This is a genomic window from Komagataeibacter nataicola (assembly GCF_003207795.1).
GTDB classification, from domain to species: Bacteria; Pseudomonadota; Alphaproteobacteria; order Acetobacterales; family Acetobacteraceae; genus Komagataeibacter; species Komagataeibacter nataicola.
On record NZ_NIRT01000007.1, the window covers coordinates 124,987 to 145,471 of the forward strand.

Annotated in this window: 15 protein-coding genes; 12 read left to right on the top strand and 3 right to left on the bottom strand. The window is 64.3% G+C overall.

The genetic code is table 11. From position 1 onward, the window contains the following. Positions 1 to 53: 53 nt before the first annotated feature. Positions 54 to 1,388 (bottom strand): RsmB/NOP family class I SAM-dependent RNA methyltransferase, encoded by a 1,335-nt coding sequence (locus CDI09_RS06045; protein WP_078526306.1) that lies wholly within the window; start codon positions 1,386 to 1,388, stop codon positions 54 to 56. Positions 1,389 to 1,474: 86 nt separating this feature from the next. On the opposite strand from CDI09_RS06045, the gene CDI09_RS06050 reads away from it, so the two are divergent. The 6 genes from CDI09_RS06050 to CDI09_RS06075 all read left to right on the top strand — a co-directional run bounded on the left by CDI09_RS06050 (position 1,475) and on the right by CDI09_RS06075 (position 8,321). Then, positions 1,475 to 2,158 carry a YggS family pyridoxal phosphate-dependent enzyme gene (locus CDI09_RS06050; protein ID WP_078526305.1) on the top strand — a complete coding sequence of 228 codons (684 nt, stop codon included), beginning with the start codon at positions 1,475 to 1,477 and terminating at the stop codon, positions 2,156 to 2,158. Positions 2,159 to 2,284: 126 nt separating this feature from the next. Then, the gene (locus CDI09_RS06055) at positions 2,285 to 4,285 is read left to right on the top strand and encodes a potassium transporter Kup (protein WP_078526303.1); all 2,001 of its coding nucleotides are present in this window, start codon (positions 2,285 to 2,287) and stop codon (positions 4,283 to 4,285) included. Positions 4,286 to 4,431: 146 nt separating this feature from the next. Next, the gene (gene hemW, locus CDI09_RS06060; RefSeq protein WP_078528015.1) at positions 4,432 to 5,604 is read left to right on the top strand and encodes a radical SAM family heme chaperone HemW; all 1,173 of its coding nucleotides are present in this window, start codon (positions 4,432 to 4,434) and stop codon (positions 5,602 to 5,604) included. A 114-nt stretch (positions 5,605 to 5,718) separates the two neighbouring features. Continuing rightward, positions 5,719 to 6,771 carry a nucleoside hydrolase gene (locus CDI09_RS06065; protein WP_236944683.1) on the top strand — a complete coding sequence of 351 codons (1,053 nt, stop codon included), beginning with the start codon at positions 5,719 to 5,721 and terminating at the stop codon, positions 6,769 to 6,771. A 9-nt stretch (positions 6,772 to 6,780) separates the two neighbouring features. Then, positions 6,781 to 7,224 (top strand): DUF1489 family protein, encoded by a 444-nt coding sequence (locus CDI09_RS06070; RefSeq protein ID WP_078526300.1) that lies wholly within the window; start codon positions 6,781 to 6,783, stop codon positions 7,222 to 7,224. Positions 7,225 to 7,256: 32 nt separating this feature from the next. Further along, positions 7,257 to 8,321, top strand: a complete 1,065-nt coding sequence (locus tag CDI09_RS06075) for a lytic transglycosylase domain-containing protein (RefSeq protein ID WP_078528013.1) — start codon at positions 7,257 to 7,259, stop codon at positions 8,319 to 8,321. Positions 8,322 to 8,340: 19 nt separating this feature from the next. Here CDI09_RS06075 and CDI09_RS06080 read toward each other — a convergent pair whose 3' ends face one another. Next, the gene (locus tag CDI09_RS06080) at positions 8,341 to 10,392 is read right to left on the bottom strand and encodes a glycoside hydrolase family 3 C-terminal domain-containing protein (protein WP_249034000.1); all 2,052 of its coding nucleotides are present in this window, start codon (positions 10,390 to 10,392) and stop codon (positions 8,341 to 8,343) included. Between the two features lie 225 nt (positions 10,393 to 10,617). Between CDI09_RS06080 and CDI09_RS06085 the strand changes: the two genes are divergently transcribed. The 4 genes from CDI09_RS06085 to holA all read left to right on the top strand — a co-directional run bounded on the left by CDI09_RS06085 (position 10,618) and on the right by holA (position 15,753). Then, a complete protein-coding gene (locus CDI09_RS06085) occupies positions 10,618 to 11,151 on the top strand; it encodes a DUF3576 domain-containing protein (protein ID WP_078526298.1) in 534 nt (177 codons plus the stop codon). 95 nt (positions 11,152 to 11,246) lie between these two features. After that, the gene (gene leuS, locus CDI09_RS06090; RefSeq protein ID WP_078528009.1) at positions 11,247 to 13,880 is read left to right on the top strand and encodes a leucine--tRNA ligase; all 2,634 of its coding nucleotides are present in this window, start codon (positions 11,247 to 11,249) and stop codon (positions 13,878 to 13,880) included. A gap of 2 nt (positions 13,881 to 13,882) precedes the next feature. After that, positions 13,883 to 14,737: a hypothetical protein gene (locus CDI09_RS06095; protein ID WP_078526296.1), complete on the top strand. Its 855-nt coding sequence runs from the start codon at positions 13,883 to 13,885 to the stop codon at positions 14,735 to 14,737. Beyond that, positions 14,734 to 15,753 carry a DNA polymerase III subunit delta gene (gene holA, locus CDI09_RS06100; RefSeq protein WP_078526294.1) on the top strand — a complete coding sequence of 340 codons (1,020 nt, stop codon included), beginning with the start codon at positions 14,734 to 14,736 and terminating at the stop codon, positions 15,751 to 15,753. Before CDI09_RS06095 ends, holA begins: the two co-directional genes overlap by 4 nt. 1,590 nt (positions 15,754 to 17,343) lie before the next feature. Here holA and CDI09_RS06110 read toward each other — a convergent pair. Beyond that, entirely contained in the window at positions 17,344 to 18,111 is a 768-nt protein-coding gene (locus CDI09_RS06110; protein WP_078526291.1) for a polyprenol monophosphomannose synthase, read from the bottom strand. A 659-nt stretch (positions 18,112 to 18,770) separates the two neighbouring features. Between CDI09_RS06110 and CDI09_RS06115 the strand changes: the two genes are divergently transcribed. Continuing rightward, positions 18,771 to 20,012, top strand: a complete 1,242-nt coding sequence (locus CDI09_RS06115; RefSeq protein ID WP_078526289.1) for an NAD(P)-binding domain-containing protein — start codon at positions 18,771 to 18,773, stop codon at positions 20,010 to 20,012. Positions 20,013 to 20,064: 52 nt separating this feature from the next. Beyond that, positions 20,065 to 20,400 carry a hypothetical protein gene (locus CDI09_RS06120; RefSeq protein ID WP_205836596.1) on the top strand — a complete coding sequence of 112 codons (336 nt, stop codon included), beginning with the start codon at positions 20,065 to 20,067 and terminating at the stop codon, positions 20,398 to 20,400. Positions 20,401 to 20,485 lie beyond the last annotated feature (85 nt).

A 20,485-nucleotide genomic window follows, 5' to 3' on the forward strand; every position in this document is an offset into this window, starting at 1 on the left:
TCATACTGCCCCCGGTAATGTGTCCGCCCGCCCGGAGGGGGCGGCAGTTCTCCTCAGCCCCGGCGGAACCGCGCGGCGAAGAAACCATCCATCCCCCCGCGATCAGCCAGCATGCCCGGATGGGTGCGCAGCCAGCCCTCGGGCGTGCGGGCCTGGGGCAGGAAGGCCAGTTCCTCGGGCGTGAACGGGTCGGGGATCAGGCCCAGGGCCTCGGCCGCGCGGGCGCGCTGCTCGCCCTCCTCGGGCTGGAGCGAGCACACGGCATAGACCAGGCGGCCACCGGGGCGCAGCATGTCGCGGGCTGCGGCCAGCAGGCGGTCCTGCCCCCCGGTCATGGTGGCGATGTCACGCGGGCGCTTGATCCACATGGCGTCGGGGTGGCGGCGGATGGTGCCGGTGGCCGAGCACGGCGCATCAAGCAGGATGGCGTCCAGCGGGGCCTCGGGCTTCCAGGTGGCGGCGTCGGCGTGGATCACCTTCACGCCCTCCAGCCCCAGCCGGACGAGATTGGCGCGCAGGCGCTCAAGGCGGCGGCCCTCGCGCTCGATGGCGAACACCTCCGCCTCCGCGCAGGCCAGTTGCGCGGTCTTGCCGCCAGGGGCCGCGCACAGATCGGCCACGCGCTCGCCCTGCGTCACATTCAGCAGGCGCGCGGGCAGCGTTGCCGCCATGTCCTGCACCCAGAACGCGCCCTCGGCAAAGCCGGGCAGTTCGGCCACCTTGACCGTGCCTGCCGCAAAACGCACGCTTCCATTTGGCATCACCTCGCCGCCGGGGGGCGCGTCACAGCCGGGCTTTATGGTCAGGTCCAGCGGCGGCTCGTGGCCCAGCGCGCTGGCAATGGGGCGGGCCAGCCTGCCCCAGGACTGCCACAGCCACGCCGGCACATCGAGCCGGGGCTGGTCCAGCCCCTCAAGCGCTTCTGCTCCGCCACCCGCCACCCGGCGCAGCACGGCGTTGACCAGACCTGCAAACGGCACCAGCCCCCGCCTGCGCGCCAGCGCCACCGAGGTGGCCACGGCGGCATGCGGCGGCGTGTCGAGAAACAGCAATTGCGCCACGCCAATAAGCAGCACCACGCGCACCAGCTCGGGCGGCTCGCGCTTGAGGAAGGGGCCCAGCACCTCGTTTGCCGTGCCCATGTGGCGCAGCACGGTGGCGGCCAGCCTGTGGGCGGCGGCGCGGTCGCGCGGCTCGGCGGTGCGGGCGGCGGCGGAATGCTCGAGCGATGTATCGAGCATGCGCCGATGGACGATCACCCCTTCAACGATATCGAACGCAATGTCGCGCGTGGGGTCAGGGGCGACCTTGCCGCCACGCCGGTCGGGGCGGCCTGCGCCGTTACGGCGGGCATCGGGGCGAGACGACGGGGACGGGGGAGACTTCATGTAATCCTGACCTGAAAGCTGCGGCACTTCAACGCAACGGCGCCTGGGGGCTTGACCGGGCAGCTATTCATGCCAAGCCTAGGGCCATGTCAACATCCGCATCCATAGCACAGGCCCTGAGCGGTATCCGCACCCGCATTGCAACGAGCGCGCGGGGCGCAGGGCGCGACCCTTCCAGCGTAGGGCTGGTGGCGGTTTCCAAATTCCACCCGCAGTCCAGCGTCATCGCCGCACTCGAGGCGGGCCAGCGCCTGTTTGGCGAAAACCGCGTGCAGGAGGCGGCCGCCAAATTCCCCGACCTGCGCGACCGCTTTCCCGACCTGAAGCTGCATATCATCGGCGGATTGCAGACCAACAAGGCGCTTGAGGCGGTAAAGATCGCGGACATGATCGAAAGCCTCGACCGCCCTGCCCTGTCGGACGCGCTGGCGCGCGCGGCGGACAAAGCGGGCCGCCTGCCGCAACTGCTGGTGCAGGTGAACACCGGCGATGAAAGCCAGAAATCGGGCGTGAGGCTGGAGGAGGCGGACGCCTTCATTACCGACAGCATGACCCGCTTTGGCGCGAGCGTGCGCGGGCTGATGTGCATCCCGCCCCATGACGCCGACCCCACGCCACATTTCCGCACGCTGGCAGGCCTGGCGGCACGCCACGGGCTGCCGGTGGTCTCCATGGGCATGTCGGCCGATTTCGAGGCGGCGATTGCCTGCGGGGCCACGCTGGTGCGGGTGGGCAGCGCCATTTTCGGGGCCCGTCCCGCCCACGCCTGAACGGGGCGGAATGGCACCCGAGCACACAGGGGCCTTGCTGCACATGGGGCGAGGCGGTAATGCGGAACTATCCGGTCGCGATGTGATGCCGGTTTTCAGTCTTCATTGCCGCGGAGCCGTCACGACATGACGCAACCCACGGGGCCTGTTGCCCCCGGATCCTCAACGACGCCGGATGGCGGCGCGCACCCCGCGCCCGCCACACAGCAGGCCAATGCCACGCCCAAGATTACCGAATACGGCGCCGACCAGCACGAACATGCGGCAAACCCGGTCGGCTTTGCCGCCCTGCTCAGCGTGCTTGGCGTGGTGTTTGGCGATATCGGCACCAGCCCGATCTACGCCCTGCGCTCGACCATCATGGTCGTATCGCAGCACCACAGGATCGAGCCTTGGGAAATACTGGGCGTGCTCAGCCTCATCATCTGGTCGCTGCTGCTGATCGTGACGGTGAAATACGTCATCCTGATCATGCGCGCCGACCATAATGGCGAGGGCGGCATCATTTCGCTCATGTCGCTGGCCCAGCGCGTGGCGCCGAGCAACCGCATGCGCATCGCACTCGGCATGGTGGGAATCGGCGGCGCGTGCCTGTTTTTTGGCGACGGCATGATTACGCCCGCCATTTCCGTGCTCTCGGCGGTGGAAGGGCTTGAGGTCAGTTTCCCCGCGGCCCATGACCTGGTCATTCCCATTGCCCTCATGGTGCTGGTGGGGCTGTTCTCGGTGCAGTGCTACGGCACGGGCAAGGTGGGCACCATATTCGGCCCCATCATGCTGGTGTGGTTCAGCCTGCTGGGCATACTCGGCGCGCTTGAAATCCTGCACCACCCCAGGGTGCTGCTGGCCATATCGCCCACCTATGCGGTGCAGTTCATCATCTATCACGGGTGGCTGTCGTTCATCGCCCTTGGCTCGGTGGTGCTGTCGGTTACAGGTGCGGAAGCGCTTTATGCCGATATGGGGCATTTCGGCCGCCAGCCCATCCGCTATGCGTGGCTGTTCTGCGTGCTGCCGTGCCTGGCGCTGAACTATCTGGGCCAGGGCGCGCTCATCATCTCCGAGCCCAGGGCGCTCGAGAACCCCTTCTTCCTGCTCGGCCCGCACTGGATGCAGGTGCCGATGATCATCCTGTCCACCATGGCCACGGTCATTGCCAGCCAGGCGGGCATCTCAGGCGGGTTCTCGCTGTGCCGCCAGATCATCCAGCTCGGCTACCTGCCCCGCCTGCGCGTGACCCACACCAATGCGGAGGAAGAGGGCCAGATCTACCTGCCCGAGTTCAACCGCTTCCTCATGGTGGGAGCACTCCTGCTGGTGCTGGCCTTCCGCAGTTCCGATGCGCTGGCCTCGGCCTACGGCATTGCCGTGACGGGCACGTTCATGTGCACCTGCGTGCTGGCGATGGTGGTGTTCCGCAGGCTGTATCACTGGTCGCGCCCTGCCGCGATCGCCACGTTCGGCGGCTTCTTCCTGCTTGATACGACGTTCTTCGCCTCCAACGCGCTCAAGATTCCGCAGGGTGGCTGGGTGCCGGTGCTGCTCGGCGTGGTGCTGACGCTGATGATGACGACATGGAAAAAAGGCCGCCAGCTCATCATGAACCGGCAGAAGCAGGACAGCATGCCGATGAACTCGTTCCTGGCCCGCCTGCCGCAGTCACGCATCATCCGCGTGCCGGGCACTGCGGTGTACATGACCGGCAACCCCGATTTCGTGCCTGCCTGCCTGCTGCACAACCTCAAGCACAACAAGGTGCTGCACGACCACGTGCTGTTCGTGACCGTGCAGACGCTCGACCAGCCCGAGGCCGATCACGGCCACCGCGTGGCGTTGCAGGAACTGGCCCCCGACATCTACCGCATCATCCTGCGCTACGGCTTCATGGAAATGCCAAACCTGCCCCGCGCGCTCGAAGACCTGAAGGCCAGCGGGCTAGACTTTGACGCGCTGCAGGCCTCCTACTTCACCAGCCGCGAACTGCTGGTGCGCTCGTCGGTGCCCAAGCTCTCGCGCTGGCGGATGTCGCTGTTCCTGTTCATGGCGCGCAATGCCACGCCTGCCACCGAGTTCTTCCGCATTCCGCCCGACCGCGTGGTGGAGCTGGGCGTGCGGCTGGCGATCTGATAAAAAAACAAAAGTTTTTGGGTGCCGCCTTTTTTCAAAAAGGCGGCATTCTTTTTTGAAACTTCTTTCAAAGAAGCTTCACCAAAAAAATTTACAGTTCGCGAGAGGTTTCGTTGGCAGGGTTTTCACACAGTCTCGCATCCAGCATCGCCGAACCGCTGGCGCTTTATGTGCACTGGCCGTTCTGCCTGTCCAAATGCCCGTACTGTGATTTCAACAGCCATGTGCGCGATGAAATTCCCCGTGCCCGCTTTGGTAACGCACTCAGGCGCGAACTGGCGCATGAAGCGGCGATGATGGGCGACACGCCCGCCGAACGCCCGCCCATCAGCTCGATCTTTTTTGGCGGTGGCACCCCCTCGCTCATGGCGCCCGAAACGGTGGCTGGGCTGATTGCCGATGCCCGCACCGCGTTCGGCTTTACCGACAATGTGGAAATCACGCTCGAAGCCAACCCCACCAGCGTGGAGACGGGGCTGCTCCGCGCCTTCCGGGGGGCCGGGGTCAACCGCATTTCGATGGGTATCCAGAGCCTTGAGCCAGCCGCCCTGCGCTTTTTAGGCCGCGAGCATGACGCCCCGCAGGCCATCGCTGCCCTCGAGACCGCGCGCAGCCTGTTCGACCGCATCTCGTTCGACCTGATCTATGCCCGGCCGGGGCAGACCGGGGCCGCATGGCGCGCCGAGCTTGAGGCTGCCCTTGCGCTGGTGTCCGATCACCTGTCGCTCTACCAGCTCACCATCGAGCCGGGCACGAAATTCGAAGGGCTGTACCGCCAGGGCCGCTTCCGCTTGCCTGAAGGCGATGACGCGGCAAGGCTGTATGAACTGACCGCCGAGGTGGCGGCCCGCCATGGCCTGCTTGGCTACGAGATCTCGAACTACGCCCGCCCCGGTGCCGAGAGCCGCCATAACCTGACCTACTGGCGCTATGGCGACTATCTCGGCATTGGCCCCGGCGCGCATGGGCGGCTGACCCGCAATGGCGTGACCTGCGCCACCCGCCGCCACCGCGCACCCGAGCCGTGGGCCGAGCGCGTGGAGCACACCGGCACCGGCGCGCACCCTGATGAACGGCTGGACAACCGCGACCGCGCGCGTGAAATGCTGTTGATGGGCCTGCGCCTGCGCGAGGGCATCGACACCGCCCGCTTCGCCCGGCGCACCGGCATGGATGTGCATGACGCGCTTGATGCCGACATCCTGAACATGGCGACCAATGAGGGCTACGTAGTGCTCGACCCTGCCGGACAGCGCCTGCGCGCCACGCCGGCAGGCCGCCTGCGGCTGGAAAGCCTGCTGGCTGCGCTGGTGCTTTGAGGCATTAGGCCATACGATAGGGCCATGCATTCAGGGCAGGGAGATTGCTGCGTGTTTTCATCCATCCTTTCGCGGTCCACCCGCCTCGCCGCCACCGTCGCGGCCCTTGCCTGCATGGCCGTGCCCGCCATGGCGGCCCCCGCCACCACCGGCCCGGAACTGGTAATCGAGGATAACGACTTCCTTGGCCCGGGCGGATCGGACCAGCTTTCCACCATCCCGCTGCTGTTCAACCCCAATGTGCGCGTGCTGGGCTTTACGGTGGTCAGTGGCGACGGGTGGGAAAACGCGGAATCCGCCCATCTGCGCCGCCTGCTTGAAATCATCGGCCGGGCGGATGTGCCGGTGGCCGATGGCGCGGTCTATCCGCTGGTCAACACCCGTGCCGAAATGCGCCTGCATGAGCAGCAGTACGGCGCCATTCCGTGGAAGGGCGCCTGGGGTGGCCTTGGCTCGATCGATACCGCGCCCGATGCGCAGCCCGCCATCGGGACCATGAAGGAAGGCGCGCCCCACACGCCGCCCGCAAGGCAGGGCGCCGTGCAGTTCCTGATCGAGCAGGTGCATGCCCACCCGCATGAAGTGACGATCGTGGCCGCAGGCCCTCTGACCAACCTCGCCCTTGCCATTCGTGAAGACCCCACTTTTGCCGAGACGGCGAAGCAGCTCATCTTCATGGGCGGCATGCTCGATACGAGCATGATGTCGATTACCGGCAACGCGGATTTCGCCTCCGACTTCAACATGATCTTCGACCCCGAGGCCGCCCACATCACGCTCACCGCGCCGTGGAAGGCGATTACGGTAGTGGGCAGCGTGTCGAACGACCTCATGCTTTCGCGCGAATATCTCGGCCAGATCACCAGCAAAAAGACACCGCTCACCACCTATATCGGCAGTTATTACGACCCGCTGCCCATGTGGGATGAAATGACCACCGCGATCGCCGCCGACCCCACGCTGGTCACCGCAGCCGTTGATGCGCGCATGGATATCGACACCAGTCGCGGCCCGCATTACGGCCATGCCTTTGTGGTGCCCGCGGCACTCGCCCCAAAGGACAGCCCCATGCGGGTGATGCATATCGTGCGCAGCATCGACGAAAAGCGCTTCCGCGAGACCTTCGCGCATGAGGCGCAGACCGATCTCGCGGCCCCCGCGCGGTAAGGGCCGGGCATGCTGCATATGGTCAAGCTGGCGGTTGGTGTCCATTCCCTTGAGGAACTCGCCGCCCGCCAGTCGCTCCAGATCCCGCCGGTCGATGACCTCGATGGCACCAGCCCATCGGGCCAGCCATGGTTCCGCACGCGCATGTATCCGCGCCGGGCGGCGGAAATACTCGATGGCGGGTCAATCTACCGCGTGATTTCCGGGCGCATCCTGTGCCGCCAGCGCATTACCGCCATCACCCCCGACACGCGTGAGGATGGCGTGGCCTGCGCGCTGGTGGTCATGGCGCCCGAGATCATTCCCGTCAGCCCGCGCGCCATGCGCCCCTTTCAGGGCTGGCGCTACCTCAAGCCCGCAGACGCGCCCCCCGACCTTCTGGCAAACAGCCATTCGGGTGATGCATTGCCTGAAGCCCTACGCAACGAACTGGCGGAACTGTGCCTGATCTGAACATGCCCCCTGCACCTCCCTTCCTGCGGGACATGACGCGCCTGTTTCTCGTAGCCCTTGCAGGCGTGGGGCTTGCCGCCTGCGCCACGTCACCGGGCGGGGGCGGCGGCAGCCACACCCATGCCAGCTATAACAGTTACTACAAGGGCAAGGCCGCCTACCGCCCGCCGGGGCCGGCCACCGACCCGTGGCAGCCCTATATTGCCGATGCCTCCAGCCGTTTTGCCGTGCCGCAGGAATGGATTCGCGCCGTAATCCAGAAGGAATCCGGCGGGCATGAATATATAGATGGCCACCTCACGCGCTCGGCAAGCGGGGCGATCGGGCTAATGCAACTCATGCCGCCCACCTATGCCGACATGCAGCGCCGCAACCACCTTGGCTCTGATCCGTATGACCCGCACAACAACATTCTCGCGGGCACGGCCTATATCCGCATCCTTTACGGGCTGTATGGCGCGCCGGGCTTTCTTGCCGCCTATAATGCAGGCACGGAACGGCTGAACGACTACCTTGAAAATGGCCGCCCGCTCCCCAGCCAGACGGTTCGCTACCTCCGCATCATCACCCCCAATCTTGGCAATGAAGTGGCGCTGAGCGGGCCGCTGGCGGTTTATGGCTCATCCAGCCAGCGGGTAACGTCAACACCCGCGCCTCTGGGCAATGGCACTACGATCCAGCCCGACCATACCTATGTGCAGTACGCAACACTCAACCCGCCCGCCCCCGTGCAGCGCCGCACCGCCTGCGTGCAGGACGCCAACCTGGCCTATGACCCCGGAAGTGCCGCCTGCCACACCGATGCCCGCACGGCAGCCGCCGCCGCGCCAAGTGCTGGTGCCGGATATGGTGCGTGGATGGTGCAGGTGGGCGCCTTCTCGGCGGAGGGGCAGGCCCGCTTTGCCAACTCCATGGCGCGGCAGGGTGATTTTGCAGCCCTTCAGGGCGCGCGTAGTCTGGTCATTCCGGTGAGAAGGCCCGCAGGGCTGGTCTACCGCGCCCGCCTGGCCGGACTTTCGCAGGCCGCCGCGACACGGGCCTGCGCCACGCTGAAGGATCAGGGCCTGCCCTGCACCGTCATCCGGCCGGGACAGTAGAAACTTTTATCATTGCCGCTCATTCGGCCGTGACCACCGGCGCGGGCTGGTTTTCCAGCGTGGCGGGCACATGCAGGGCGGGCAGGTGCAGTGTTGCGTGCCGCACCAGCATGACCGATGAAAACCCGAGCGAGAGCGTATAATCACCTGCCGCCACGGACCAGTTGCCGCCCGCATTGTTCCACTGCCCCGCCAGCCGCAGGCTGACCGGCACGCTAAGCCGCACCGGGTGCCCCGGACTGACCATCACGCTGCGCCATGCGGCCAGCCTGCGTGGATTGCCCGGCAGGTCGGGCGGGGTTTCGACATAAAGCTGGGGCACGGCCCGCACCGCCGCCGTGCCGGGATTGGAGAGCGTGAAACTGGCATTGAGGCGATTGCCCTCACGCACCACGTGCAGTTCGCTCAGCGCCAGCCGCCCGCGTGCCGACAGCCCATAGCCAAACGGAAACAGCGGCACGACATGCGCGCGCTCGAACGCGCGGTAATTCGCATCGACCATGCCCGGCGGGTAAAGCCCGCCCGTCAGCGTAACGGGCAGATGGCCCGAGAAATCCTGCTGCCCCGACAAGAGCGCCGATAAAGCCTGCGCATATTCATCACGCCATGCCCAGGCCTGCACCACGCTGTCAACCGCATCGAGCCAGGGCATCTGCCGGTCGGGGTCATCGGCGGTCAGCACCACGGCCACATGGCCGCCAAGCTCGGCCAGGGTGGTAATCATCCGGTTATCCTCATTGCTGGCGCTGAGCACCAGCGTGCGGGCCGCCTGCGCGCAGGCGGGCGGCAGCGTGCCCGTAGCCCCCGCGCCATCAGGCGCGGTAACCACCGTCACATTCAGCCCGGCATGGCGCAGCCCGTCAGCCAGCAGGTCCGCAGCCTGCCGCATGGCGGGGTGCACCAGCACCAGCACCGGGCCAAGGGCGGGGTCAAAGGGCAGGACACGATTCTCGTTCTGCAACAGCACCGCGCCCTCGGCCTCGACATCGCCCATCAGCGTATCAACCGGCGGGGGCTGCACGCCAGTGCGGGCGGCGGCGAATGGCGGCGGATGGTCAAGGCTGCCCGCCATGTAGAACGAGGCCAGGATATGCGTGACCATGGCCTGCACCTGCGCGGGTTTGATATCACCATCGCGCACGGCCCTGCGCAGCATCTCGCCCAGCACATCGGGCCTTGCGGGGCTGACCTGCTCCATGTCCACCCCCATGGCGACGGCATTCAGCGCGGGCGCGGTATCGGTGCCATGCAGGGCGCTGTCGGGCACGCCTCCCCCCGGAAGGTCGCCCCCGGGCACCGCCAGGATCATGCCGGGAAAGTGCCACGCCTCATGCACCATGGCCGCAAGCCCCGTAACCTCGCCGCACGGGGCCATGCCGCCGCACAGCATGGCCCCGCCATGAGCCACCTCAAGCGCCGTGGCCACGCCCAGCAGGCTGTGGGCGGCAAGGTCAGCCGCCTTTACCGGCGCGGTGCGCTCGGGGGCCGCGCCATCGGCGCGCACCTGCTCCTCACGCGCGACGGAGCCGAAAACCGGCAGCACATGCCCCGAGAGCAGCCCCGCCCCGATCATGCCCCCCATGCTGCCCGCCAGCACCTGGTCCTCACCGCCCTGCAGCCGGCCCGAGGGCAGCGTATCCACGCCGCCCACGCGCAGCACCGCGCGGCCATGCAGCCATTCCGCCCGGGCGCGGGCCACGCCTGCGCGGCGGGCGAGGTCGGGGTCCCATGTCGCGGCCAGCGCCAGCCACGGCAGCATGGGCCGGGCCGCGGCATCACCGGGCTGCACGGGGGTGGCGAAGGTGGGCATGCGCAGCACCGGCAGCCCCAGCCGGGGCACCCCCGGCCAGGCCAGCAGGCCGGGGGTGTTTCCATCCCCATCAGTGGCCGGGGCAGGACGGGCCTGGAGCACGGCCTGCTGCTCGGCGGGTTGCAGGCGGGCCGCCATGTCCGCAGCACGGGTGCTGGTGGGGCTGGCGGCAGCAGCCACTGCCGCATGCGCCGGCGCGGCGGCAAGCAGCCCCGCCATGAGCAGGAAGGCGACAGACCCTGTAAGCGCGTGTTTCATCATGTCCCGCAACAGTTGGCGTGTGCGCCCATTTTTGCGCTTCAATGGCCCGATTGTCACGCAGGGCACGGTAAAGTGCCCATGCGACTTGGCGTGGCAGGCGCGGCAGGATATGAAGAAGGATAACGCGACAGGCCGCAACGCCCCTGCCCGGCATGCCCGCCGGTGTCCGGGCGCGTGGCCGGATCACCACATGCGGGGGCCATCCCCGGCGTCCACAGAGGCATCATGACCCTTCGCCCGTTCCATCCCGCTCCCTCTGCCGCCCCCACGGGCCGTGCCCTGCTGCCACGCACGGCACTCCCCGCCCTGCTCGCCGCCAGCCTGCTGGCCGGGTGCGGCAGCGCGCCGCAACATGACAAAAGCGGGCTGGCCGTGCCCCAGAACCGCCTGCTGAAGGAAGATCGCGGCGCCAATGGCGGCTCCACGCCACTGGAAAGCAACGGGGTCAACGCCTTTTTGTGGCGTGGCGCGCTCGATACGCTGTCCTTCATGCCGTTTGCCTCGGCCGATGCGGTGGCGGGCGTGATCCTGACGGACTGGTACACGCCCCCCGCCACCAAGGATGAGCGCTTCAAGATCACCTGCTTCATCCTCTCGCGCAGCCTGCGCTCGGATGCGGTGCGCGTGTCGGTATTCCGCCAGGCCTATGAGGACGGGCAGTGGGTCGATACCCCTGTTGCCGCCAATACCGTGTCCGACATCACGGCCCGCATCCTGACCCGCGCGCGCCAGCTCCGCACCGATAGCGGCCAGCACTAGGCCCCGCACTCCGTCAATCCCGGCCGGGCAGTACGCTGCCCGGCCCTGCTGGCAGGCGCATGCCGCCCGCCCTCCGCACACCGAACCAGAAGAAGATGACCGAAACCAGCACCCCACCGGACAACGCCACCCCCGCCTATGATTTCCACACGGCCGAGCCGCAGTGGCAGGAACGCTGGGCGGCCTCGGGCATCTTCGACGTGCCAGACGTGCCCCCCGCCGACCGGCCCAAATACTATGTGCTCGAGATGTTCCCCTACCCGTCGGGGCAGTTGCACATGGGCCATGTGCGCAACTACACGCTTGGCGATGTGGTGGCGCGTTACAAGCGCGCACGCGGCTTCAGCGTGCTGCACCCGATGGGATGGGACGCCTTCGGCCTGCCTGCCGAGAACGCGGCGCGCGAGCGCGGCGTGCATCCGGGCCAGTGGACGATGGACAACATCGCCGCCATGCGCGCCACGCTCAAGCGGCTTGGCTTCTCCTTCAACTGGGACCGCGAGATCGCAACCTGCCTGCCTGAATATTATGGCAAGCAGCAGAAGCTGTTTCTCGACATGCTCAGGGACGGGCTGGTCGAGCGCCGCGAAAGCTGGGTCAACTGGGACCCCGTGGACAACACCGTGCTGGCCAACGAGCAGGTGGTTGACGGGCGCGGCTGGCGCTCGGGCGCGCTGATCGAGCAGAAAAAGCTCTCGCAGTGGTTCCTCAGGATCACCAAATTCGCCCCGCAACTGCTCGAGGGCCTGTCCACCCTGCCGCGCTGGCCCGAGCGCGTGCGCACCATGCAGGAACGCTGGATCGGCCGCTCGGAAGGGGCCAAGGTCCGCTTCGGCCTGCACGCGCCACCTGCGGGCTTCGACACCGATCTTGATTCCATCGAGGTGTTCACCACCCGCCCCGACACGCTGTTCGGCATGTCCTTCCTGGCCATTGCCGCCGACCATCCGCTGGCGGCCAAGGTTGCCACAGGCAACGCCAAGGCGCAGGAATTCATTGCCGAATGCCAGCGCCTTGGCACATCTGAAGAAGCGATCGAAACCGCCGAGAAGCGTGGCTTCGACACCGGGCTGCGGGTCAGCCACCCCTTCATGCCCGATAAATCCTTCCCGGTATGGATCGCGAATTTCGTGCTGATGGATTACGGCACGGGTGCGGTGTTCGGCTGCCCCTGTGGCGACCAGCGCGACCTTGACTTCGCGCGCAAATACAACCTGCCCGTGACCCCGGTCATCCTGCCGCCGGGGGCGGAGGCCGCGACTTTCACCATGACCGACAAGGCGTGCGACGGCCACGGCACGCTGTTCAACTCCGGCTTCCTCGACGGGCTGGACACGAATGCGGCGAAGAAAGAGGCCATCACCCGGCTTGAAGGCATGGGTGTTGGCCAGGGTGTGGTCAACTGGCGGCTGCGTGACTGGGGCATTTCGCGCCAGCGCTACTGGGGCTGCCCGATCCCCGTCATCCACTGCACCGATTGCGGCGCGCAGCCCGTGCCCGATGACCAACTGCCCGTAAAGCTGCCCGAGGACGTGACATTCGACCGCCCCGGCAACCCGCTTGCGCATCACCCCACCTGGAAGCATGTCAACTGCCCCAGCTGCGGCAAGCCCGCCCTGCGCGAGACCGATACCTGCGACACCTTTGTCGACAGCTCATGGTATTTCGCCCGCTTTACAGCACCCAATGCCGCCACCCCCACCCTGCCCGCCGCAGCCGATGGCTGGCTGCCGGTGGATCAGTATATTGGCGGCATCGAGCATGCGATCCTGCACCTGCTCTATGCCCGCTTCTTTACCCGCGCCATGCACGAGACCGGCCACCTGCATGTGGATGAGCCCTTCAACGGGCTGTTTACGCAGGGCATGGTCAACCACGAGAGCTACCGCGACGCGGATGGCAACTGGCTCTACCCCGAGGAAGTCGAGCGCCGCGCCGACAGCGCCGTGCGCCGCGACAATGGCGCGCCGGTCACGATCGGCCGCGTGGAGAAGATGTCCAAGTCCAAGCGCAACACGGTCGCACCCGTGGCCATCATCGAGCGGTTTGGCGCGGATACAGCGCGGTGGTTCGTGCTGTCGGACAGCCCGCCCGAGCGCGACATGGAATGGACGGAATCCGGTGTCGCGGCTTCCGCGCGCTTCCTGCAGCGCCTGTTCCGCCTCGTGCGCGCCGTGGCCGAACAGACCCCGGCCGATGCCCCCTGCCCCGCCACGCTGTCGCGCGCGGCGGATGGGCTGCGCCGCGCCACGCACCGCGCCATCGCGGCCGTGACCGAGGCGCTTGAAGGCTTCAGCGCCAACGTGGCCGTGGCCCGCCTGCATGAACTCACCTCTGCCCTGGCCGAAGCCGAGAAGGCGGCAGGCGACGAGGGCATGGCCTTTGCCCGCCGCGAGGCCGCCACCATGCTGGCCCTGCTGGCCGCGCCCATGGTGCCCCACCAGGCGGAGGCGATGATGGCGCTGCTCGAGCCCGCTGGCCAGCCGGTGGTGGAACGCGCCTGGCCCACCGCCATCCCTGACCTGCTCAGGGCCAGCGAGCTGACCATTGCGGTGCAGATCATGGGCAAGCTGCGCGGCACCATTGCCGTGGCACCCGACCTGCCGGCAGACAGGGTGATCGCCCTGGCGGAAGCCGAGCCGAACGTGGCCCGCCTGCTTGAGGGCGCGCGGATCGTCAAGCGCATCCATGTGCCCGGTCGCATCGTCAATTTCGTGGTTGCGAAATAGACATGGCCCTTCCCGTCCGTCGCACCGGCGTGCTGTGCGCCCTGCTCATGCTGGCAGGGTGCGGCTTTTCCCCGATGTACAAGACGACGGGAAGCCATATCGGCGCCGATGGCAAACCCACCACCGGCAATGTGCTCGCCGAACTCAAGCAGGTCTATGTCGCGCGCATCACCGAGCGCTATGGCCAGTTGCTGCGCCAGGCGCTGCAGCAGGACATGGGGGGAACCGGGCCTGAAAACCCGACCCGCTACGTGCTGCGCATCCGCACCTATCTGATGAACGAGGCCGTGGACATCCACGCCGACAACACATCAGGCCGCACGCGCACCACCGCCTTTGCGCACTGGACGCTGGAGACCGTGGCCTATAACCCGGTCACGCTGGCGGGGGGCGATGCCTCGGTGGTGGATGGGGTGAACAACAATTACGAGCAGTATTTCGCCCAGACCCTGAACCTTGAAGGCGTGCGCGCCCGCGTGGCCAAGAACCTGGCCGAGCAGATCACGCAGGAAGTGGCCGTATGGTTCCGCACCCATGCCAAGCCCGCGATCAGCGGCTCGGTGCGCGGACAGAACCAGCCGCGCTACACCGACCCCAACGGCATCATCAACCCCAATAACCAGATGCCCGCCCAGCACCCCGCTGCCGACGGCCTGCCCAGCATGGCCACCGGCCGCACCGATGCCCAGCTGAACGAGGAAAACAACGGCGGCATGACCATGCCCGATGAAAACGGCCCCATGGACAACACGCCAGACACCACCACGCAGGCCCCTGCCACATCCCGCCGGAGCCCACCGGCGCAGGAAAACGATGACATGTCGGGCATCAGCATCGGGGGGAACGAAAACCAGTGAAGATCGAGGCCCGCTCCGTCAACGCGACCCTGAACGCGCCCGGCGCGCTACGGGCCATCGTGCTGCATGGAGATGATGCCGGGCTGATCCGAGAACGGGCGACGATGGCGGCACGGGCCATCTGCCCCGACCTGAATGATCCGTTTCGCGTGGCCATATTAGGCCGTGAGGACCATGACCGGCTGGAGGAGGAAACCACCGCCCTGTCGCTGACCGGGGGGCGGCGCGTGATCTGGCTGCGTGAGGTAGGTGACAATGTGCTGGCAGCCCTGCAACGCTGCCTGGCGCAGGATTCCGACACGCTGGTCATTCTCGAGGCGCCGGGTCTGGCCTCCCGCGCCAAGCTGCGCGCCTTTGCCGAAAAGGACCGCCACTGCGGCGTGATCGGCTGTTACCCCGAGGAAGGTCGCGCGCTTGAAGGCGCGATCCGGCAGATGCTGGCGGGGCATGAGGTGGGCATCGACCCCGATGCGCTGGGCTGGATGGTCGAGCGCGCAGGGCCGGACCGCGCCGCCACCCGCAGCGAAGTGGAAAAACTGGCCCTGTTCGCCGGTTCTGGCGGCAGGCTGGGGCTGGAGGACGTGCGCGCCTGCGTGGGCGATGCCGCGGGCGTATCGCTGGAGGATGCGGCCTTTGCCGCGATGGCGGGCGAGCGCGAAGCCGCCGATGCCGCCGCCGAGCGCGCGCTGGTGACCGATGGCAGCAGCCCGGTGGCGCTGGCGCGCGTGCTGCTGGCCCATATTCACCGCCTGCGCCGGGTGCGGCTGGCCATGGATGGCGGGATGGGGCGGGCGGAAGCCATGCGGCAGTTGCGGCCACCGGTGTTTTTCAAGCGCACGGACAGTTTCGGGCAGGCGCTCAATGCCTGGTCGGCTGCGGCACTGCTTGAGGCGGCACAGGATACGCAGGCGCTGGAACTGGCCTGCAAGCAGACCGGCAGCCCCGATATCGTGCTGGGGTTGCGGCATGTCGCCCGCCTGTGCGGCCTTGCGCAGAAGGCACGCAGGCGACGCTAAAAGATTGTTTGAAAACAAATTATTAATGAAAAAACAAGAAAAGTTTCCGGGTATCGCCCTTTTGCAAAAAGGCCGCGTCTTCTGACGCTTTTTGAAAAAAGCTTCACCAAAAACTTTTATAATTTCAGTGTATTATTGGATCTGACTTTCCAAACAGCCATTAAAGGAAAATTGCCCCTGCCCGTGCTCACAAAACACCTTGCCCGTGCGCATGGGCTCGGTTAAAAAGCTGGCAGTATGTCCGCGTAGCTCAGCCGGATAGAGCACAGGATTCCTGGTTTTCAAATTGGGCGCCATGACGGGAAACCCCATGGCGGATCTGCTCAAATTCGGGGAACGCTCTGGCGAAAGCCGTGCCAATCCCGAGCCAAGGCCGGTTTATGCCGGCAAGGTGTAGAGACTGGATGGGCAGCACCTGTAGACCGCGCGCGGTCCATGGTGAAGGGACAGTCCAGACCACGAACGCCATGCTCATGGCGGCGGTGAAAGCCGAAGTGGTATGAATCCTGGGGCCGTGGGTTCGAATCCCGCCGCGGACATACCCTTTTCAGGCATGACCTGAAAAAACAGGAAAAGGCTTTGTCGGGCCACTTTCCCCGATCGCCCTTTTCAGCAGAGACTGCCCCCGGAAAATTCTGCCATTTTAAACGCTGGGCCACGACAGCACCGGGCTGGCCTGCCCGTAGAACAGACCAGCACCAGAAGCGCAATCGCGGGTAACGTTACCCGCCTGATGCACCGGCCGTATTTACACTGCCAGTATCGGGGCACTGGTCGATAACACTCTGGAAGGCCGATGCGGGCACATGACCCGTGACCGTGCCATGGTAGCCGATTATTTTGAAATCGAATCCCGTTTTGGCGAATTGATAGAATTCGTCCTTTGACAGTTTGATCGCGCCACGTTCATCAATCAGGCAGCCACCTGCGCCCCCACAGAGATGGGCGTCTGATCCGAGATCATTATAGGTGTATTTATGCCCTTCGCTCCACACGGTTTCAGGCGAAAGCCGGCTATACGAATTATATTCAATTCCCAGCGCGTACCCCTTGTATAGGTCGCGATTGTATTCAAGGTCTGCAGAAGTCCGGGTTGCTCGGTATGCTTGCCAGAAACGCAGGCGGTGGTGCCCGTGTATTTGTCATGTACTATCTGTGGATGGCTCTGACATCCGCCCAGCGCCAGTATCAATATGCCAGACCCTAATATTGCAAAACGATTCATGGTAAAAAAATCCTCAAACCAGAAATATTGAAATCATAACTACGGCGGGTCTGGAATATGTCAATCTGTCCCAATATGGTACTTAAAGTTACCAGAACCCATCTTAAATAACTTAAACTGTTCTTATAAAGAATGTGTAATTATTTTATTTTTAAGTTTATTATTAAAAAATTTAACATTTTTAAAGTATTAAAAGGAAAAACTGAAACATGGTAAAATCCTGTTTCAAACACCCTGACCCCAAAATACAGGCAGCTTTCTGCTGAAGCATTTTGAAAAACCGCTATTTTTCGCCAATAAAAAGCATTATGAAAAATTTTATTATTTTTTGTTTATTTCTTGTTTATTTCAAAAAATTTCAAACTTTATTTATAACGTCTCCGCAGATGATGAAACAGCATCTGCACAAACTGAAAAAGCACCTTCCTGTCCATCTTGCTCACGCCTTCATGCCGGGTGCGGAACACGAATGGCAGTTCAATAACCCGCGGCCGCGATTTCTGCGCCATGAGCAGGTCGAGCAGGATCTTGAACCCCGTGCCCGACAGGCTGCCAACCGACTGCACGAACAGGGCGCGCCGCATGGCGAAGAACCCGCTCATGGGGTCGCTCACACGAATGGGCAGCAGGCATTGCGCCACCCGGATGCCCAAACCAGACAGCGCGCGCCGCCAGGCATTGGCCAGCCCGGCATTGTCCCCGCCTTTGACATGGCGGCTGCCTATGACGATGTCATAGCCCTGCTGGCTTATGGCATCAGCCATCCCTGCCAGCAGGGTTTCATCATGTTGCATGTCGCAATCCATCACCGCCACAACCGGCGCGGAGGAGGACAGCACCCCCTCGATCACGGCGGAAGACAGCCCCCGCCGCCCGATCCGCAGCAGGCCACGCACCCGGCTGTCAGCCTGTGCCAGGTTCCAGACTTCATCAATGGTGCCATCGGGTGAATTGTCATCGACAAAAATAAGTTCCCAGTCATAACCGGTCACGGCTTTCCGGACGGCATGAAACAGGGGAACGATATTGCCCCGCTCCTGATAGCACGGAATGATGATGCTCAGTCCCGGCCCCGGATGGGGGGGTGCCTCTTCATGCCTATCCCGTGGGTCAGATGCGGACAAAGCTTGCATGGTCGATAAAATCCCGGGCAGGGCACCTGATGAACACACGGGCGTGCAGACCCAGCCAGGGGCATGAATGGCTGCTGACGCCTGCACACCGGAGATAAAGGATTTCCTCTACAGTCGCAACATGGCAACGCGGTCTGTTACAAGAAGATATTTCAAAACAATGCATTGAAACAAATAATGGCAGCCTCTGTCTGGCGCCTCCTGAAACATGCTTCCTTAGCAACAATCAGTGTGTTTTCAGGCTGCCTGTTCGGCCATGACAGAGGGCGCGCGCCTCCGCTGGCCCTTCAAGCATGTCCCGGTCCTCGTGCGTGAAGTATGTGAACAGCAGAAAAGTTCCCTTCACAAATATTTATTTCACTACAACCATGGCGAGCAATCTATAAACCGCACGGTTTATCGTATAGGTTGTGTTATTTTTACCATACAACGCATATCTGATATGTTTTTTTCCTTTTTGTGATTGTTGTCTTTCATAGGGTAAATGTATGGTTAACGTGTGGCCTGATTGCTTCGGCCTTTGTTTTGTCTTGCCATTCATTATCCTGGTGCAAGTCACACACCGGCATTTTTAATGGAAATGCCAAATACAGATTCATGTCTCCACACTTTTACTGATCACTGTTCGCACTCCGAACTTACAGGCTGGTGGATTTCTGATGAATACCGATATCGCCATTATAGGGGCTGGTCCCTATGGTCTTTCCCTTGCGGCGCATCTACGCGAGAGGGGGGTGAATTTCCGTATTTTCGGGCGGCCCATGGCGTTCTGGCGCGACCATGTGCCCGCTGCCCTGCGGCTCAAGGCGGAAGGGTTCGCGCTGGATCTGTTCGACCCCGCGCGCAAATTCACGCTGGCGCATTTCTGCCGTGAGCGCGGCTACCCTTACGCGCCCACGGGCGTGCCCATTCCCGCCGAAGTCTTTCGGGAATATGGCGAGACGTTCCAGAAAACCCATGTGCCCCAGCTCAAGCCTTTTCTGGTCACGCGGCTCTCACGCGCGGGCGAGGGCTTCGCGCTGCGCCTGGAAAATGGCGAGAGCGTCACGGCGCGCAACGTGGTGCTGGCGGTGGGCATCGAGCATTTCGCCTACCTGCCTGCTGCCGTGCGCGGCCTGCCACGCGAGCGGATCAGCCATACGTTTGATGAAACCGACTTCACCCGCTTCGCGGGCAAACGCGTGGCGGTGATCGGGGCGGGATCATCGGCGGTGGATACGGCGTGCTTCCTGCATGATGCGGGAGCGGAAACCTTCATCTGCACCCGGCGGCCCAAGATATGGATCAATAACCCGCCGCAAAAGCTCAGCCTGCTCAAGCGGCTAGTCACACGCATCAAGAAACCCCGCTCCGGCCTTGGCACGGGCTGGCGCTCGCGCATGGCGTGTGACCTGCCCGATGTGTTTCACATGCTGCCCGCACGCCTGCGGCTGCGCATCACGCGCGGGCATCTCGGGCCTGCCGCGGGCTGGGTTACCGGGCAGGTCGTGCGCGAGAAGGTTCCGATCTGGCTCAACGTGGAACTCACCTCCGCCGCCATGCACGAGGATACCATTCATCTGACCTTCCGCGACAAGCAGACCGGCCTGACCCGCACGGTGGATGTAGACCACGTCTTTCTGGGCACCGGCGTGCAGGTTGCGGTTGATAAACTGCCATTTATCGATCCCGCACTCGTGCGCGCCGTGCGCACGGAAGACAGCATGCCCGCGCTGTCGCGCCACTTCGAATCCAGCGTGCCGGGGCTGTATTTCATCGGCCCGATGGCGGCTGGCAGCTTTGGCCCACTGCTGCGCTTTGCGTGGGGCGCGCGCTTTACCGCCCGCAGGCTGACGGCGCGGTTCAGGCGGCAACGCGCCTTTCAGCCGCTTGCGCAACAGCAACCGGCCTTCGCCCCGTAATGCTCCCCTGCCGGTCATGGCCACCATGACCTGAACTGGAAAGTCCCGACCCATGAAAAATGATTTTACAGTTCTGATCGTCTCCTCCGTCTGGTGGTCCGCCATTACGCGCGCGGCGCTGGAATTCATCGAAAGCGGGGTGACGGTGCATGCCATCTGCCCGCAGGGGCATTCGCTGCATTGCCTGGATGGCATTGAAAGCTTCAGCCGCTACCCCTATTTCGCAGCCCCCGGCGTGCTGACAGAGGCGGTGACCCGCATAAGGCCCGACCTGATCGTGCCTGCCGATGACCGGGTGGTGCTGGCGCTGCACCAGGCCCATGCCGAGGCCGATCCCACCACCGAGGCTGGCCGCCTGTGCCGTGAAACCATTGATACCAACCGTTGATTGCTATAACCTATGAGCCCAATTGCGCAGTCCGATTGACATGATGCGCCATGGTTGATCGACGAGCTGGTTCCAGGCATGGCAG

What these genes read in the sequence shown, in the direction of transcription:
- CDI09_RS06070 (WP_078526300.1), top strand. Translation starts at nt 6,781, where the DNA reads ATGCTGCATATGGTCAAGCTGGCGGTTGGTGTCCATTCCCTTGAGGAA.
- CDI09_RS06065 (WP_236944683.1), top strand. Translation starts at nt 5,719, where the DNA reads ATGGCCGTGCCCGCCATGGCGGCCCCCGCCACCACCGGCCCGGAACTG.
- CDI09_RS06095 (WP_078526296.1), top strand. Translation starts at nt 13,883, where the DNA reads ATGGCCCTTCCCGTCCGTCGCACCGGCGTGCTGTGCGCCCTGCTCATG.
- leuS (WP_078528009.1), top strand. Translation starts at nt 11,247, where the DNA reads ATGACCGAAACCAGCACCCCACCGGACAACGCCACCCCCGCCTATGAT.
- CDI09_RS06080 (WP_249034000.1), bottom strand. Translation starts at nt 10,392, where the DNA reads ATGATGAAACACGCGCTTACAGGGTCTGTCGCCTTCCTGCTCATGGCG.
- CDI09_RS06045 (WP_078526306.1), bottom strand. Translation starts at nt 1,388, where the DNA reads ATGAAGTCTCCCCCGTCCCCGTCGTCTCGCCCCGATGCCCGCCGTAAC.
- CDI09_RS06115 (WP_078526289.1), top strand. Translation starts at nt 18,771, where the DNA reads ATGAATACCGATATCGCCATTATAGGGGCTGGTCCCTATGGTCTTTCC.
- CDI09_RS06050 (WP_078526305.1), top strand. Translation starts at nt 1,475, where the DNA reads ATGTCAACATCCGCATCCATAGCACAGGCCCTGAGCGGTATCCGCACC.
- CDI09_RS06085 (WP_078526298.1), top strand. Translation starts at nt 10,618, where the DNA reads ATGACCCTTCGCCCGTTCCATCCCGCTCCCTCTGCCGCCCCCACGGGC.
- CDI09_RS06055 (WP_078526303.1), top strand. Translation starts at nt 2,285, where the DNA reads ATGACGCAACCCACGGGGCCTGTTGCCCCCGGATCCTCAACGACGCCG.
- CDI09_RS06120 (WP_205836596.1), top strand. Translation starts at nt 20,065, where the DNA reads ATGAAAAATGATTTTACAGTTCTGATCGTCTCCTCCGTCTGGTGGTCC.
- CDI09_RS06075 (WP_078528013.1), top strand. Translation starts at nt 7,257, where the DNA reads ATGACGCGCCTGTTTCTCGTAGCCCTTGCAGGCGTGGGGCTTGCCGCC.
- CDI09_RS06110 (WP_078526291.1), bottom strand. Translation starts at nt 18,111, where the DNA reads ATGCAAGCTTTGTCCGCATCTGACCCACGGGATAGGCATGAAGAGGCA.